The sequence below is a fragment of the Streptococcus sp. F2 genome (assembly GCF_056500955.1).
Genome location: NZ_JBWKAI010000007.1, coordinates 39644 through 55184, shown reverse-complemented (window position 1 = coordinate 55184; position 15541 = coordinate 39644). Strand labels below are relative to the sequence as shown.

Annotated in this window: 15 protein-coding genes; 1 reads left to right on the top strand and 14 read right to left on the bottom strand. The window is 36.6% G+C overall.

The window, feature by feature from the left end:
• Window positions 1–2 precede the first annotated feature (2 nt).
• The 11 genes from ACYTR8_RS03835 to dnaG form a co-directional block, all read right to left on the bottom strand.
• Window positions 3–692 carry a glycosyltransferase family 2 protein gene (locus tag ACYTR8_RS03835; RefSeq protein WP_022554469.1) on the bottom strand — a complete coding sequence of 230 codons (690 nt, stop codon included), beginning with the start codon at window positions 690–692 and terminating at the stop codon, window positions 3–5.
• Window positions 693–733: 41 nt separating this feature from the next.
• Window positions 734–2479, bottom strand: a complete 1746-nt coding sequence (locus ACYTR8_RS03830) for a rhamnan synthesis F family protein (protein WP_443596933.1) — start codon at window positions 2477–2479, stop codon at window positions 734–736.
• Window positions 2476–3747 (bottom strand): glycosyltransferase family 2 protein, encoded by a 1272-nt coding sequence (locus tag ACYTR8_RS03825; RefSeq protein WP_479641687.1) that lies wholly within the window; start codon window positions 3745–3747, stop codon window positions 2476–2478. The genes ACYTR8_RS03830 and ACYTR8_RS03825 overlap by 4 nt, the downstream gene beginning before the upstream one ends.
• On the bottom strand, window positions 3740–4945 hold the full coding sequence (locus tag ACYTR8_RS03820) for an ABC transporter ATP-binding protein (protein WP_479641686.1): 1206 nt from the start codon (window positions 4943–4945) through the stop codon (window positions 3740–3742). Before ACYTR8_RS03820 ends, ACYTR8_RS03825 begins: the two co-directional genes overlap by 8 nt.
• A complete protein-coding gene (locus ACYTR8_RS03815; protein ID WP_164714915.1) occupies window positions 4945–5748 on the bottom strand; it encodes an ABC transporter permease in 804 nt (267 codons plus the stop codon). Before ACYTR8_RS03815 ends, ACYTR8_RS03820 begins: the two co-directional genes overlap by 1 nt.
• A gap of 2 nt (window positions 5749–5750) precedes the next feature.
• Complete coding sequence (locus tag ACYTR8_RS03810) at window positions 5751–6683, bottom strand: glycosyltransferase family 2 protein (RefSeq protein WP_479641685.1); 933 nt, start codon at window positions 6681–6683, stop codon at window positions 5751–5753.
• The gene (cps2T, locus tag ACYTR8_RS03805; RefSeq protein ID WP_111716057.1) at window positions 6673–7827 is read right to left on the bottom strand and encodes a beta 1-4 rhamnosyltransferase Cps2T; all 1155 of its coding nucleotides are present in this window, start codon (window positions 7825–7827) and stop codon (window positions 6673–6675) included. Before cps2T ends, ACYTR8_RS03810 begins: the two co-directional genes overlap by 11 nt.
• Window positions 7828–7945: 118 nt before the next feature.
• Window positions 7946–8800, bottom strand: coding sequence for a dTDP-4-dehydrorhamnose reductase (gene rfbD, locus ACYTR8_RS03800; protein ID WP_111716054.1), 855 nt, complete (start codon window positions 8798–8800; stop codon window positions 7946–7948).
• Between the two features lie 132 nt (window positions 8801–8932).
• Complete coding sequence (locus tag ACYTR8_RS03795; protein ID WP_111716051.1) at window positions 8933–9271, bottom strand: metal-sulfur cluster assembly factor; 339 nt, start codon at window positions 9269–9271, stop codon at window positions 8933–8935.
• A gap of 325 nt (window positions 9272–9596) precedes the next feature.
• Window positions 9597–10706 (bottom strand): RNA polymerase sigma factor RpoD, encoded by a 1110-nt coding sequence (rpoD, locus tag ACYTR8_RS03790; RefSeq protein ID WP_014612178.1) that lies wholly within the window; start codon window positions 10704–10706, stop codon window positions 9597–9599.
• Between the two features lie 8 nt (window positions 10707–10714).
• On the bottom strand, window positions 10715–12529 hold the full coding sequence (dnaG, locus tag ACYTR8_RS03785) for a DNA primase (RefSeq protein WP_479641698.1): 1815 nt from the start codon (window positions 12527–12529) through the stop codon (window positions 10715–10717).
• A gap of 127 nt (window positions 12530–12656) precedes the next feature.
• On the opposite strand from dnaG, the gene mscL reads away from it, so the two are divergent.
• Entirely contained in the window at window positions 12657–13031 is a 375-nt protein-coding gene (mscL, locus tag ACYTR8_RS03780) for a large conductance mechanosensitive channel protein MscL (RefSeq protein WP_111716047.1), read from the top strand.
• 131 nt (window positions 13032–13162) lie between these two features.
• Here mscL and rpsU read toward each other — a convergent pair whose 3' ends face one another.
• The 3 genes from rpsU to ACYTR8_RS03765 form a co-directional block, all read right to left on the bottom strand.
• Complete coding sequence (gene rpsU / locus ACYTR8_RS03775) at window positions 13163–13339, bottom strand: 30S ribosomal protein S21 (protein ID WP_000048058.1); 177 nt, start codon at window positions 13337–13339, stop codon at window positions 13163–13165.
• Window positions 13340–13428: 89 nt separating this feature from the next.
• On the bottom strand, window positions 13429–14241 hold the full coding sequence (locus tag ACYTR8_RS03770) for a transporter substrate-binding domain-containing protein (protein ID WP_111716044.1): 813 nt from the start codon (window positions 14239–14241) through the stop codon (window positions 13429–13431).
• Between the two features lie 68 nt (window positions 14242–14309).
• Entirely contained in the window at window positions 14310–15425 is a 1116-nt protein-coding gene (locus tag ACYTR8_RS03765; RefSeq protein ID WP_269760660.1) for an aminotransferase, read from the bottom strand.
• Between the last annotated feature and the right edge of the window lie 116 nt (window positions 15426–15541).

The following is a 15541-nucleotide window of genomic DNA, read 5'->3' as shown; positions in this document are numbered from 1 at the left end:
TTCTACCTCTTTCTAAAATTCTGAATTAGAATAATTGAAATAAACATGTGAATCATATACTTAATTGATCTTGACAATGTGAGATATGATTGACCAGCTATTCGTTCGTTCATTTGAACCTGAACCTCTGAAACCTTATATCCTTGACGGATTAAATAAGAAATCGTATCTGGTTCAGGAGTATAGTTAATATTAGTGGCATAAATTTCAATCAGTTTTTTATTGAATATTCTCATTCCTGAAGTTGGATCTGTAATTGTTTTTCCTGTAGTCAACTTGATAAAAAGACTAATCAAACTATTTCCTAACATCCTTAATGATTTATGCTTTTCAACATTCACAAATCGTGAACCTATGACACAATCACTTCCCTCATCAATTGCTTTACTTAGTGATTCAATATACTGAGGCAAGTGTTGCCCATCTGCATCAAACTGTAATGCTCTATCATACCCTTTCTTAAAGGCGTATTTAAAACCAGTTTGAATAGCCCCAGACAAACCTAGATTTTCTGGCAAATCAATAATATTATAATGATTTAGATGACATATGCTGGATGTTTTATCAGAAGAACCATCATTAATGACAATGTAATCATACTGTGGATAATTTATCTTCAAGTTTTCCACAACGCGCTTAATTGATTCCTCCTCGTTATATGCTGGAATCATTACTAATAAATCTTTTTTCATATCGTTATACTATTCCTCTACCTATTAGATTCACTTCTATTTTACCTCTTACTCTTTAAGACTCGTTTCACAATATATTTCATAGCTCGGGCTGGACCAATGAAAATATATTTTAACGCTCCTTTGATGCCACCCATATGATCAAAATTGACGTAGGTGCGAGCACCACCACTTTCGCGCAAATTGAGAAGCTTATTATCAATAAAAGGACTAAGATCATAAGGATTTTTGACAATTCGGAAATCATAAAACCTATCCCATGCAATATAAACTAATAATCGCTCAATAGCGTGTAAAATTGAGTTTTGAGGTAAGGGTTCTTTCGGAATATCATCTACAGTCAAATCCAAGTCAAACAGCGGTTTGAGAGCATCAAATTTAAACCATACAAACGTTCCATAACTCATCACAAAAGTATCCATACTTTGGAAGTCAATCTCTTTTTTTAAGCCCATTTCTTTCCATAAACGCATCATCTCAGGAGCTATGAGATGTTCATTCCATGCATCAACAATTTTGTTGAATCGGAAAAAACTTGGTATATCTGCAATCACTATGCCAATGTCATTATTCTCAAAACTTCTCACAATTTCATTAGCCGGTTTAATCAACATATTGATCAACTCTTTTCTCCAAGACTCTCCTGCCCAAAAATCCGCTTCTTTTGATTTTTTCGTATGAAAATGACCAATATAGTCATAATCACGCAATTTATCCTTTAATAAAAGCATTGGTAGAACATCTCTCCCGACATTACCAGTAACATATAAATGAGCATGTCTATTTGATTGTACTAATAGTTTTTCAATTGCTTCCTTTTTTTCTTGAGTATCGGTTGTAATATAAAGGTCGTACTGAAACTCCCAAGAAGCAAAACCTTCCAGAAATTCATTTAGTAAGTCAACGTAAAACACGTGGAGATGAACAGCAATTCTTGGAACATTCTGTGTTACCAGTGATTCAAAAGGAAGATACTTTCTTGCCAAAAGGTACTTAGCATCTGGTAAACCAACTTGTGACATGTGCGAAATGATAAGGTCTACTGGGTATGTGGTTTCTTCTTCTATCATATTCAGTAAATAGGGGGTAATATGCTGATTAGCATCAATTGCTTTAACCTTAATGAATGGTACACGATGTTGAAGAATTGCTGTTGGATTATAATAGGAAAAATCCGGATGTAACATAAATGAAGAATCAGCCTCCCTTGTGTCAAAGACGGTCTGATAATTAAAACCAGCCTCCAAAAGAGTTGTTGTTACTTGAGTTTCATATTTTTGAATAACTTCTTGAACGTCATCATATTCTTTAATCGTTTTCCAAAAGTTTAGAAAAGCATTACTTTGAATAACATGTTGCTTAAATGTGATAAAATAACTTTGAATGTGTTCCTTAAAGCTACTTGTTTTTCTATTATTGGTTAGTCCCCAAAAATCTACTGACTGATTGTTATCGAATTTTTCAAAATAAGGGGCCATTTCCCATAATGGTCCAAAACACGTGTCGTTCATAATAGTCAAAGAATCACATAATGTAAGGTCGTCAAAACCAATTTTCATCATACCATCATGCCAAGCAGCAAAGTCAAACCCCTTATTTTCTCGTTGGATAAAAGAATCAATGAGTCTCTGTTTTTGTAAGTTTTCTAACTCTTTTTGTTCCACTTTACTATTTGAAATAAAAACAACTGTTGTAAAGAGTGGTCTTAATTTTTCTAATTGATAGTAAATATGCTTGCTGACTTTATTGTATTTATTAAAGTGAACATATAATAAAACACGATTCATTTTTTTCTCCTAATAAAATCAATGAGTTTTGACATGTACTTCCAACGACGTGAATTGACTATTGATTGGTATAGTTGTTTTTGGGATTGTAGTTCATTTTTAGTTTTATTGTACTCTGCAGATAGTTGAGAATAGTCTGAGACCAGTCTTTTAACAACATAATCTTTATGGTATATATTGGACAAATTGTAAATTTTGTAGTCAATAACTAAAATGTTATCTGCAAGGCTAGAATCCTCATAGATGATAATGGGATCTATTTCTGGAAAGAAGGCACCATTTTCAATAAATAAACCATTTGTAAAATCAGGTGTAAGGATTTCTTCATTTCCACGGATTTTAATAGTAAGTCTTTCTAAGAAAATTGGCTTTTCAGTGATATCAAAACGGACGGCGCTTACCTGTTTTGGTATACTAATACTTACTTTTCCTTGATAAGTTATCGGGTAACAAAGCTTATCTTCCTCAGAGAAACCTTTCCCTTTATCAAAATAAACAGTAATAAATTGATTCTGGTAAGATTCTTCTAAATTTAATAAATCAAAATTATAAATTAATGCTTCTTCTACAAAGTTTCTATCGTAACCAGCGTATTTCGAGAGTATATAAGCATAAGCATCAAAATATTTTTTCAGGCTATTTCTTGCACTTAAAGAATTCTCAAGTACTCTATAGTTTAAATGAGTCTTATTTGTAGGGACAGGCACAGCATTATTATTTACAATTAAATTCCAAAAAAAATCATAGTCTTCAAGTTTTTTATAATTCAAGAATTCGTCATAACGTACATCTTTAATTTTTGAGACCCTAACCATTGAACAACTATCAATAAAATTGAACTTATAAAAAGTTTTTAAATCAAAAGGAATTATATCATGAACAACAGTCCCGTTATCTGGATTAATCAGCCTTGTGTAAATGATATCAGCTTTTTTATTATTTGCTTCAGTAAGCATTGATTCAATATAATTTGGTTCTAAAAAATTATCACTATCTACAAAAAGTAAAAACTTTCCCGTTATAAGGTCAAAGGCTTGATTTCTAGTTACCACTAACCCTTTATTTTTTTGTAATATATATTTTGTAACTTTAAAGGGAGAGTTTTTGAGAGTCTCTGAAATAATCTTATCTGAAGAATCTGTTGAACCATCATTGAAAACAATCAACTCTATATTTTTTTCAGTCTGTTTAAAAATACTTTCTAAGCATTGTCTAATATACGCTTCATGATTATAGCATGTTACGACTACAGAAACTAACTCATTCATGATTAATACCCCAGATTCCATTCCTTTTAATAAGTCCTGTAGAAGAATCTATTTCAGAATAGTCATCTTTATCAATATCTTTCCGGCTAACAAGAATAATTGGTGAATTAATATCATTAGCAAATGCTAACATGGCTCCTGATTTATCTCTGACTGATACTTGTAATTTCAATTTTACATCGTTTACTTGTTGGAGTTTACAATGATAAGAAAATTCCTTCTTTCCTTTTCCAAGAGTCATATAATCAAAAGAATTATCATTATAAATCCATAGATTTCGTTCAATGTCAGTCAATGAAAAAGCAATGTAAGTTTCAATATTCTCTGTTACTTCGTAAGAGATATTAAACTTTATTTCTTCATTCGGAGATACAAGACTCTCTGAAGCTAGATTAACAGACAAATTTTTTATTAAAGAGTCTTTGAAATCAGCGTTCTGTGTGTGATACTCAATATTTGTATTATCCACACTGTATTGATTAGCAACATCAAATGGTTCTCCATATGCCTTGACAAGACCATCTTCGATAAGTACCGCTCGATTACAATATTTTTTGACAGCTCCCATGTCATGTGTCACTAAGATGGTTGTCTTGCCACTATCTTTTCTTTCCATGAAATAATCGTTACATTTTCGTTGAAAAGCTTCATCTCCAACAGCAAGCACTTCATCAAGGATAAGAACATCTCCTTGAGCTTTAATGGCGACTGAAAAGGCTAGACGGACCTGCATTCCAGAAGAATAATTTTTTAACTTCTGATTCATAAAATCATGTAACTCAGCAAAATCCACAATGTCATCATACATAGCATTAATTTCTTCTTTTGTGAATCCTAGCATGGCCCCGTTCATATAAACATTTTCACGGCCTGTTAATTCAGGGTTAAACCCTACTCCTAGTTCAATAAAAGAAACCATTTTGCCATCTACGGTTACCTGTCCTTTTTCTGGAACATAAATTTGTGAAATAATTTTCAGGAGTGTTGATTTACCCGATCCATTTCGACCAACAATACCAAAAAAATCTCCTTTATGTACCTCAAAACTAATGTCTTTTAATACTTGTTGTTCTGTAAATCCTTTAATACCCCTAAAGCGATTAACGAGTGTCGTTCTAAAACTTTTTGTTGCTTCTGTTGGAAGCTTAAAAGATTTGCTAACATGCTCTACTTTAACTGCAATTTTATTATTAGTCATTAAATAATCTCCGCAAATTTAGTCGCATTTTTCTTAAAAACGGTTATACCAATAAATAATAAAATAAATGGTATAAGATAAGGAATAGCTATATAAAACCAATTTGTTGACATCTGCCAAATAGTAACATTTGCTCTATCGATAAGTAAATAGCGGAAATCCTGAATCATCTGTGCAATTGGATTTAACATGAGGATTTTCGCAGCAAGAGGATGTCCCTCTAAAACAAACGTAATTGGATAGATAATTGGTGTAGCGTACATTCCTGCTTGCAGTAGAACTTCCCAGACTTGAGCTAGATCACGATAATAAACAAATACTGTAGAAAGTAATAGTGCAATTCCTACTACGAAAACCACTAGCTCAATAAATAGAAAGAAAGAAAAATAAGCGTAATTTGAAATTGTAACGCCGTTAATCAAAGCAAAAATCAAAACAACAACCAAGTTTATCAGAAAATTTATCAAAGCACCCAAAATGGCTGAAAAAACAATGATGTGTTTAGAAAAGTTCAATTTTCGCAATAAGTCTCCTCGGGATACAATAGATATCATACCCATACTTGTAGCTTCTGAAAAAAACGACCAGATAACATTAGCCAACAACAAAGCTACAGGAAAGTGTGGAACGTTTCCACCTAAACGAAGGAAACGAATAAACACTAAGTACATAATGGTAAACATCATCAGTGGCTTCAAAATAGACCATAAATAACCAATAGCGCTTCCCTGATAGCGTAATTTAAAATCCGTTTTTACCATTTCTCTTAGTAAAATGCGGTTTTTCTTTGTTAAAAAATTCATTCTTATTTTCTCCTGTAACCAAATAGGGTAATGACTAAACTCCAAAAAACTAAGGTATGAAAGGCGCGGTTTTTACGAAAGCCGTATGTTTTTAAGGTAGCCAATCGTTTAGTCAATGACATGGTCAATAACGAAACATATGCTTCTACCATATCATGATCTTTTGGTTGTAGTGGTAAATCTAATAATAATTGGGCTTGCTGTTGACTAGAAGTAATCAGCCACCAGTACTTTCGGATAAGTTGATGAGGTCTTAGCCAATGCTTCATTCGCTTAGACCAAGTTCTAGCCCCCAGTACATTGGCATCGTGTTGGCGATAGAGTTCCGTTGGAATATCTAGATAGACCAACTTTCCTCTAGCTGCAGCTACTAAAGCCAAGTACCAATCATGCATTAAGAGCCCTTCACAGGTATTCCACTCCTTTGCCAAGGCCTGGTTAATCATCATGGTCCCACCTGTTACCGTATTTTCAGTTAACTCTTGAAGCAAGGTAGTATTGGCGTGAGCAGATTGAGTTTTAATCATGCTGGCGTGGGTTATTTCTAATTGTTGATTGACGACTTTTAGGTCTGTGTAGACCAATAATGGCTTCGATAAATCATGTTTTTGTGCCTCCAACAAGGTCACTTCTAATTTATCTTCTAGCCAAATGTCATCTTGATCACTAAAGAAATAAACATCAGCTGCTTGATATTTTAGGAGGGTATAAAAATTCTTAATAACCCCCAAATTTTCAATCTGATTTTCATTAATCCACTGAATCCGTTGATCTTGTTTGACAAATTCGCGAATAATGTCGGGTGTTCTATCTGTGGACCCATCATCTCTAATCAACAAGGTCCAATCCTTGATGGTTTGTTTCTGGATGCTCTGAATCTGTTCGGCTAAGAAGCGTTCCCCATTGTAAGTGGACAATAAAATGTTAATGTTCATCTAAAAATAAAGCCTCATACTCCCCAACAATTTTTTCCCAAGTATAGTGTTCCTGAATAATAGCCTTGGCTTTTTTGCCTAAGGCAATATCATCAAGACCTGTATCCACTTGATTAATCAACTCAGCTAATTGACCTTTTTCTTTAGTCCAATAAAAAGCAGCTGAACGTGCCACTGACTGATTGAAATCCACTCCCAACACCAAATTAAGGTTGGTATGGGCTAGCGCTTCTAAAAGACCAGGGTTAGTTCCCCCAACTTCATGTCCATGAATGTAAGCAAAGGCTTCTTCACGAATATAGGTCAACAATTCCTTATCATAAAGTGTTCCAACGAACTTAACACGAGGGTCTTTATCACACCCTGTTTCAGCAAGCAGCTGCTTGAAATAAGGATTCCCTTCATGATTGCAAATAATCACTAAATCGCGTTTGGTTGACGATGCCATAAATTCTTTGATGGCTGTCTGGTAATTATTTTCGGGAACAAATCGTCCTAGAATTAAATAATATTCTTTTTCTTTAATGCCAAAGGTCTGGAAATAAGCCTTAACCTTGCTGTCTGTTGTTGTTAAACTTGAAGGCGTGGTCTCCGTTCCATAAGCAATAAAACGCGTTTTTGACCAAGGGTAAACTTGTTTAAGGTAACGATCAATACCGCTATTATCTGAAATAACCAAATCGGCAGACTTGGTCATCTGTTTTTCAGCAAACTTTAAATAAGCTTGAACTGGTCTTGACCATTTGGAACGTTTCCATTCCAAACCATCTGGATTAATCAAAAAGCGACCACCTCTGTCATGAATTTGTTTGACAAAGGGAGTAATAAAGGCACCTATGGTATTTCCTAAAACATAAAAAATAGGTTTCTTAATCTGATGCTGATCACAATAAGATAAGGCATAAGCAATAGCCATCATATCATAGGCAATAACTCTAGCGGGTCCAAGTTTTGGGGGATTAAGGTAAAAACAGTCTGCCCCCTTATAGTCAAAATGAAGCTTATGCTTCGTATCGCTTAAACAAGCAACGTGATAACGAATGTTTTTAGCTGATTGGTGGCTAATTAATTCTTCGACAAAGGTCTCAAAGCCACCATATTTTGCTGGTAACCCTCTGCTACCAATGATGAAAACATCCTGCATTGCATACTACCCCATTTTAAAATATAATCAGTGATATTATACCACAATTAGCGGCCCAATGCGACCTTAAACCAATGAAAAAGAGCCAGTCTCCTTAGACTAACTCTCTTTAACTGCCTTATTGGTGACGGTCTTGTTGGTAGAACTCCTTCAAAGCTTCTTGCCATGTTGGAATCACAAAACCAGTTGCTTTTGCTTTATCAAGATTCATTGTTGAATTTAGAGGTCGCTTAGCCTTGGCTGGAAAGGCAGATGAATCAACTGGCACAACCTCAACTGCTTTGTCTTTTAAGATTTCTTTAGCAAAATCATACCAAGTGGTGTCTTCCTTTGCATCGTTTGATAAATGATAATAACCAAAGGCTTTTTGATTTTCTGCTAAATAGCACATGAATTCTGCCAAAGTTCTTGTCCAGGTTGGGCGACCATGCTGGTCATTGACAACTGTTAAACGTGGGTGCTTTTCAGCGAGCTGCTGCATGGTAAAGACAAAGTTTTTCCCATAATTTCCAAATACCCAGGCCGTACGAATGATATAGAAGTGCTCTGCATATTGTTCTACCGCTAATTCCCCCAACCGTTTTGTGCGGCCATATTCTGTCTGAGGATCTGGAACGTCCGTTTCTAGCCACTCTTGACCTACAGGTTTATTGCCATCAAATACATAATCCGTCGAAATATAGACAAGTGTGGAACCATATTTACCACAAGCTTTAGCAATATTTTCTGAACCTGTCACATTAATGGCTTCGTTTAATGTCTTACCTTCATCTTCGGCTGCATCAACTGCTGTGTAAGCAGCACAATGATAGACCAGAGTTGGTTTCACTTGTGCAAAAACCGCTTCTACTTTATCAGCATCTGTAATATCCATCTCTGCAACGTCTACAGCTACATAATCCACTTGTCGTTCATCTAATAAATAACGAAGTTCTGTTCCTAGTTGCCCATTGCTTCCCGTAATTAAAATCATCGTTTCTCCTTTTTCATAAGCAAACCATCTTATTTTATTCAGTAAGTGTCCTTATCATTATTGAATAATTACTGCTTTTAACGTCTTTATTTTACATCAAAAAAGGGAATATTTCATCCCTTGATGATGATATTAGCGAATACCTAATGCAATTCTGGCATAACGACTCATTTTATCTACTGTCCAAGCAGGATACCAGACCAACTTTACTTCGATCTTGGTCACTTCTGGAACATCTCGCATGGCATCGTGAATATGATCTGTCAGTAAATCAGCCAGCGGACACCCCATCGTCGTAAGAGTCATGTCAATCTCTGTATGCCCATTATCATCAAAACGAATTTCGTAAATCAAGCCTAAGTTAACAATATCAATGCCTAATTCTGGGTCAATAACCGTTTCCAGGGCCTCAAGAATTCTATCTTTAATAGCTGCCACTTGCTCTTCGGTATATTTTGGTGTCTCAGTCATGATTTCCCTTTCATTTGTTGAATGTTTTCCACATAGACAGAAAACCCCTTTAAAGGCTTTAGCTACATTTGCGCAAAGGATTTCTCTCTAATGCCATAGATAAAGATACCCACTGGGTTCGGAGTCCTCTCTTCTTGTGAAGGTAGACCGATAAAATCATCCAGTGGGTTTCAGGCGCGGTTGTAATGTCAAACTTGCTGTTTAAAATGCCCACCAAGTTCGGTCCACCTTCTAATGTTTAGGTGTACTAGTGATAAGCAAAACATTGAATTTTCGTTCTCTTCCTATTTCAAAGCAACGACCTAAAATCCTCTACTGGACGATTTTAGTCCTCTATAAAGTCTCTTAATTGCTTGCTACGGCTTGGATGGCGGAGTTTGCGAAGCGCTTTAGCTTCAATTTGACGGATACGCTCACGGGTAACGTTAAAGACTTTACCCACATCTTCAAGGGTGCGCATTTTACCATCGTCAAGTCCAAAGCGTAGGCGAAGAACATTTTCTTCACGATCTGTCAAGGTATCCAAAACCTCATCTAACTGTTCACGTAGAACCACGCGAGTAGTATAATCAACAGGATTTTCAATGACTTCGTCTTCGATAAAATCACCTAAGTGACTATCATCTTCTTCCCCAATTGGTGTTTCTAAAGAAACAGGTTCTTGAGCAATTTTTAGAATTTCACGAACCTTGTCTGGAGTCATTTCCATGCGCTCTGCAATTTGTTCTGGTGTCGGGTCTTGACCTAACTCTTGCAACAGATTACGTTGTTCACGAACCAATTTGTTAATGGTTTCCACCATGTGAACTGGAATACGAATCGTACGAGCTTGGTCTGCAATAGCACGAGTAATAGCCTGACGAATCCACCAAGTCGCATAGGTTGAGAATTTAAAGCCTTTTGAATAGTCAAACTTATCAACAGCTTTCATTAACCCCATATTTCCTTCTTGAATCAAGTCCAAGAATTGCATCCCACGCCCAACATAACGCTTGGCAATAGAAACTACCAAACGTAGGTTAGCTTCTGCTAGACGTTGTTTAGCTTCTAAATCACCTTCTGCAACTGCTACTGCCAACACTTTTTCTTCTTCACTTGTTAAAAGTGGTACCACACCAATTTCTTTGAGGTACATGCGGACAGGGTCATTCACTTTAGCAGAGTTGCTACCAATTAATTCTTCATCGGTTAACTCTTCTGGTTTTGGTTCTTCCACAATATATTTAGACGATGGATTGCCTTCTTTATCGGTAATAGAAATTCCACCATCCGTCAAACGCTCAAGGAGGTCATCAATTTGATCAGCATCCAAGGCAAATGGAATGACAAGCTTTTCGGTTACATCATCATCAATAGCTGTTCCTTCTTTTTTATGATGACGAATAAACTCCGCAACTTGAACATTAAAAGTTGTAATTTCTTTTTCTTTTGTCATATTTTCCTCTATTCCATTTTTCGTTTTTGAGTAATTAGATTTTCTAATACTTCTAAGGCTAATTCATGATCGCCTTTATTGCTTGACTCTCTCACTTGTTTACCTTGTTTATGAAGGTCTCGTTCCGCCAAAAGCTTGGTGCGCTTGGCTAAAATATCATCAATTTCTCCTGGAGCCACTTCTTCAGGAAGGTTGGATTCCAAAATACTGTAGTAAGCCTGGTTGACATCTTCGGGCATTTCGGACAGGTCGTAAGAAGTGATTTGCCCCTGCTTTTTCAGCTGCTCATAGAGCACCTGAAAAGTGGGTGTATCAAAATAAAAATCTTTCCGATGACGAAACTCTGTCAGCAGGTAATCATGATGTAAAAGCCTATGCAAAAGATGTCCTTCTGCTTTGGCAACAGCTGTAAGACTTTTGGTTACCGGTAGGGTAACAAGCCGGCTAACAGGTTGAACAGGTACTTCCTGTCGTCTTCTCCTATCCTGTACCCTCAAAGCGTTGACTGATTGTTCCACCTGGAAGTAATCAAAGTCTGGTAAGAGATCGGCTACCTTATTGATATAAGAATTTTGGGCTGTAATTGAAGGTGATTGTGCAATTAAGGGAGCAATTCTCTCCACATAAGCAATTTGAGACTGCAAATTGTCCATATTATCAGGCTTGAGGTAATCAATGAAGAACTCCACGCTACTGATACGAGACTGCTTCAGCAAATCTGCAAATGCTTCGGGGGAATGCCGTTGCACAAACTCATCAGGATCCATTTTGTTGGGAATCCTGACAATTTCCACTACGAAATCTCTAAGTAAGTCGAGTGATTTAGCAATGGCATTTTGGCCAGCATCGTCACCATCATAAGTCAAAACCACTTTTTTAGTGACCTGTTTAAGATGAGTAACATGTTCAGGAGTTAGAGCAGTTCCCATAGAAGCAATTGCATTTTCATGACCAGAACGGTAAGCGGCAATCACATCCATGAAACCTTCCATTAAAAAAACTTCATGAGTTTTGGCGATAACAGGCTTGGCTTTGTCAAGGTGATAAAATTCATAAGACTTATTAAATAAAACGGTTCCTCTTGAATTTTTATACTTAGCCTGTTTCTTTTCTAAGTCACTCTTTGTCCAAATTCGACCTGAAAAGGCGATAATATTGCCTCTGTCATCTGACAAAGGGAACATGATACGATTGCGAAAGGCATCATAAATAGTATTTGATTGTTCAGACAGGTTAAATAATCCTGAGGCTGCTAGCTGGCTCTCGTCGTATTTTTTAGAAAGAGCTTGGTAAAGGTAGTCCGACTCATCAGGCGCCAACCCGATATTAAAATGTTCAATCAAGTTGTCATCTAAACCACGTTGGTAAAGATATTGTCTTGCTTCTTGGCCGATGGTGGTTGTCATCAACACAGCATGGTAAAATTTTGCAGCGTCTTCGTGCAGAGACATCAAAACCTGATGGGGATTCGCGTTAGGACTAAAGACCCCAGATTGTCTGGGAGTTATCTCTAACGCTATCCCTGCTCTCTCAGCAATAATCTGAACACTTTCTAAAAAAGGAACTTGACGATAGTCCTCGATAAATTTAAAAACATCCCCTGATTTTCCACAACCAAAACAATGGAAAAATTGTCTGTCTTCAATGACATTAAAAGAGGGCGTTTTTTCTTTATGAAAGGGACAGAGGCCGAGGTAGTGTCGACCAGCACGGGAAAGCTTAACGACTTCCCCAATAACATCGACAATATTCACACTGTTTTTTATTTGGGAAATCATCTCTTTGTCAATTGCCAAGTCATCACCTCCCCATAAAAATCCCATTATAGTTTTATATTTCATTATACCATTGAAGACCTCATTTGTAAATTTAAAAACACAGGTGGTTCCATTGGATTTTGCAGGTCAATTGTGATATCATTAGGTTACATTAGAAAAAAGGGGAATTCTCATGATTAAAGAATTAAAAGCATTTTTGTTTAGAGGAAACGTCATCGATCTTGCCGTAGCTGTTATCATTGGTAGTGCTTTTGGCGCAATCGTGACATCATTTGTCAACGATATCATCACACCACTTATCTTAAATCCAGCCTTGAAAGCTGCCAATGTGGAAAACATTACTCAATTAACTTGGAACGGTGTTAAATATGGTAGCTTCTTAGGCGCTGTGATTAACTTCCTTATCATTGGTACTAGCCTTTTCTTTGTTGTCAAAGCTGCTGAAAAAGCAATGCCTAAAAAACAAGAGGAAGAGGTTGTTGAAGTGGCAGCTCCTACTCAAGAAGAATTGCTTACTGAAATCCGTGATTTGTTAGCAAATAAATAAACCACTACACCTTAAAACAGTTGGATACCTATTCCAACTGTTTTTTTGACGACAAATCGGCTACAACACCAGCTGCTGCTGAGATAATAAAAGCAACCCTAAGTCTCTAGGGTTGCTTTTATTATCTCATGTTAGAATTTTTTACGTTTGCGAGCTGCTTCTGATTTACGTTTACGTTTTACAGAAGGTTTTTCGTAGAATTCACGTTTACGTGATTCTTGAAGAGTACCAGCTTTAGTAACAGAACGTTTGAAGCGACGAAGAGCATCGTCAAGAGATTCATTTTTACGTACTACTGTTTTTGACATGTGTTTCACCTCCTCAAGATATTGTAACATTTTCACGTTCTAGGCTATATTACATTATTTTTCGGAAAAAGTCAATCCAATTTTACATTTTATTCGACAGCTTTTCCTGTTAATGATGCTGCTTCTCGAATAAAGGCCTTGTACTGATCATCCTCAGCTAATTTTGCAATAACTTTATTAACAGTTTTGGTTAAGGTTCCGCTATTTTTCGGAAGGGCTACTGCTTTAGCATCACCATCAGTGGTTTTTAAACTAAAGGAAGCCAAAGCTAAATCTTTATGTTGCGCCAAGTAACCAGCTGCTACTGGTCCTTCTAAATCAACAGCGTAAACTTGACCAGCTTTCAACTCATTGATAGCCTCTCCCATAGCTGTTAAAGCAACAAGATTAGATTTAGGTAACTGACTTTTAACCAAACCTTCCTCGATACTACCTTTTTGAGCTGCTACTTTTTGTCCCTCTAAACTTGTCACGTCTTTAGCTGCTTTCGCATCTGCAGCTCTCATTAAAATGGCATTTTCAGTTTCATAATAAGGGGTTGAAAAATCATAAACTTTAGCTCTCTCTTTTGTGTAAGATAAGCCAGAGATAGCCAAATCTGCTTTACCAGTTTGCAAGCTAGACAAGACATTGTCAAAGCTCATCGGAGACAACTCTAGCTTAACGCCTAGTTCATCAGCAATAGCTTGCGCTAATTGAATATCAGCTCCAACAATTGTATCTTTGCCATTAACCAAGGCTTTAAATTCAAAAGGAGCGTAATCAGGACTAACAGCAACCACAAGTTTACCGGCTTGTTTGATACTATCTTGGCGATTGACTTTTTCAGCCTTTCCGCAAGCTGCCAAACTAAAAATGAGGAGTGGAGCGAAAAGACCAAATAGTATTTTTTTTAGGTTCATAGTATATTTATTCCTTTTTATTGTTAATGTAGTCTATTATAGTGCATTATTATTCAAAGGTCAATACTTTACGATGTGATTTTTAAACATTCTGATAGTGCTGCTAATCCCGCTTTAAGAATGTCAGATTGACAACAATAGCCAATCCGTATATGCTTTTCGCGACCAAAGCGATTGCCGGGAACGACTAGAGTACCATAGTCTTTGAGAAGACGAAGGGCAAAAGCTTCGATAGACTCTTGAATGTCTAGTTTCACAAAAGCTGTCGAAACGTGTTTCGGTTTAATATAAGAAGCCTTATCTTCTTGTTGTATCCAGTTGTCAAGAAGTCTTAAATTTTGATTGACAAGTGTTCGATTCCGTTCCAATAATTTAGAAGCATGAGTTAAGGCCAAGGTTGCTACCATATCATCAAAGACACCAGCACAAATCATCGTATAATCCCTATATAATCTAAGCCGTTCTACCATTTCCTCAGACGCTGCTAGCCAACCTACACGAAGCCCCGGAAGTGAAAAAGTTTTGGACATGCTATTGACAGAAATCCCTTTATGGTAAAGGTCTGCAATAGCTAATAGTTCATCGGAAGCAAAAGAATGGTAGACTTCATCACTTAAAATGTAAAGATCATGAGTTTCAGCAATAGCGATCAAGCGGTCCAAGTATTCCTTATCCATATAAGCCCCAGTAGGATTGTTAGCATTATTGATGGTAATCAGCTTCGTATTGGGACGAATAAGTTGTTCTAATTGATCTAAATCAGGAAGCCAATTCAGCTCTTCTTTAGTCTGCCAATAGTCAACTGTTGCTCCTAGTGACTCAGGGATATCGTAAAGCTGCTGGTAGCTAGGGTAGTGGGCAATCAAATGGTCGCCAGCTTCAACAAGGGCATAAAGAAGGGTAAAATTAGCCCCCGTGGCTCCATTGGTCTGTAAAATATTATCGGGACTTAAGGTCTGATAAAGATTAGCAACAGCTTGTTTAAAATCAGGTGAACCTTCAATCCAGCCATAATCCATGGGCTTTTGAGCAAGAGTCTGGAAAAATCTTTGAGGGTCTGTGCCTGTTACGCTGAATAAGTCATCTAAAGTTAGGGAGGCAATAGAGGAGCCTGCAATATCGTAGGTTGCCTCTTTTTCATACTGGTTGAGCCATTCCTCCACACCAAAAGCTGGTAGATACATCCTTGTCCTCCTGTCTTATTTTTATTACATTATAGCATAAAAATACACTTCTGTTACTATTACTTACGCATAGCTATTCATTGGTCACTGGAATAAATCACAAAAAAGAGAGGATT

Coding starts and splice junctions, on each gene's coding strand:
- ACYTR8_RS03835 (WP_022554469.1), bottom strand. CDS start 692: ATGAAAAAAGATTTATTAGTAATGATTCCAGCATATAACGAGGAGGAA.
- ACYTR8_RS03830 (WP_443596933.1), bottom strand. CDS start 2,479: ATGAATCGTGTTTTATTATATGTTCACTTTAATAAATACAATAAAGTC.
- ACYTR8_RS03825 (WP_479641687.1), bottom strand. CDS start 3,747: ATGAATGAGTTAGTTTCTGTAGTCGTAACATGCTATAATCATGAAGCG.
- ACYTR8_RS03820 (WP_479641686.1), bottom strand. CDS start 4,945: ATGACTAATAATAAAATTGCAGTTAAAGTAGAGCATGTTAGCAAATCT.
- ACYTR8_RS03815 (WP_164714915.1), bottom strand. CDS start 5,748: ATGAATTTTTTAACAAAGAAAAACCGCATTTTACTAAGAGAAATGGTA.
- ACYTR8_RS03810 (WP_479641685.1), bottom strand. CDS start 6,683: ATGAACATTAACATTTTATTGTCCACTTACAATGGGGAACGCTTCTTA.
- cps2T (WP_111716057.1), bottom strand. CDS start 7,827: ATGCAGGATGTTTTCATCATTGGTAGCAGAGGGTTACCAGCAAAATAT.
- rfbD (WP_111716054.1), bottom strand. CDS start 8,800: ATGATTTTAATTACGGGAAGCAATGGGCAACTAGGAACAGAACTTCGT.
- ACYTR8_RS03795 (WP_111716051.1), bottom strand. CDS start 9,271: ATGACTGAGACACCAAAATATACCGAAGAGCAAGTGGCAGCTATTAAA.
- rpoD (WP_014612178.1), bottom strand. CDS start 10,706: ATGACAAAAGAAAAAGAAATTACAACTTTTAATGTTCAAGTTGCGGAG.
- dnaG (WP_479641698.1), bottom strand. CDS start 12,529: ATGGGATTTTTATGGGGAGGTGATGACTTGGCAATTGACAAAGAGATG.
- mscL (WP_111716047.1), top strand. CDS start 12,657: ATGATTAAAGAATTAAAAGCATTTTTGTTTAGAGGAAACGTCATCGAT.
- rpsU (WP_000048058.1), bottom strand. CDS start 13,339: ATGTCAAAAACAGTAGTACGTAAAAATGAATCTCTTGACGATGCTCTT.
- ACYTR8_RS03770 (WP_111716044.1), bottom strand. CDS start 14,241: ATGAACCTAAAAAAAATACTATTTGGTCTTTTCGCTCCACTCCTCATT.
- ACYTR8_RS03765 (WP_269760660.1), bottom strand. CDS start 15,425: ATGTATCTACCAGCTTTTGGTGTGGAGGAATGGCTCAACCAGTATGAA.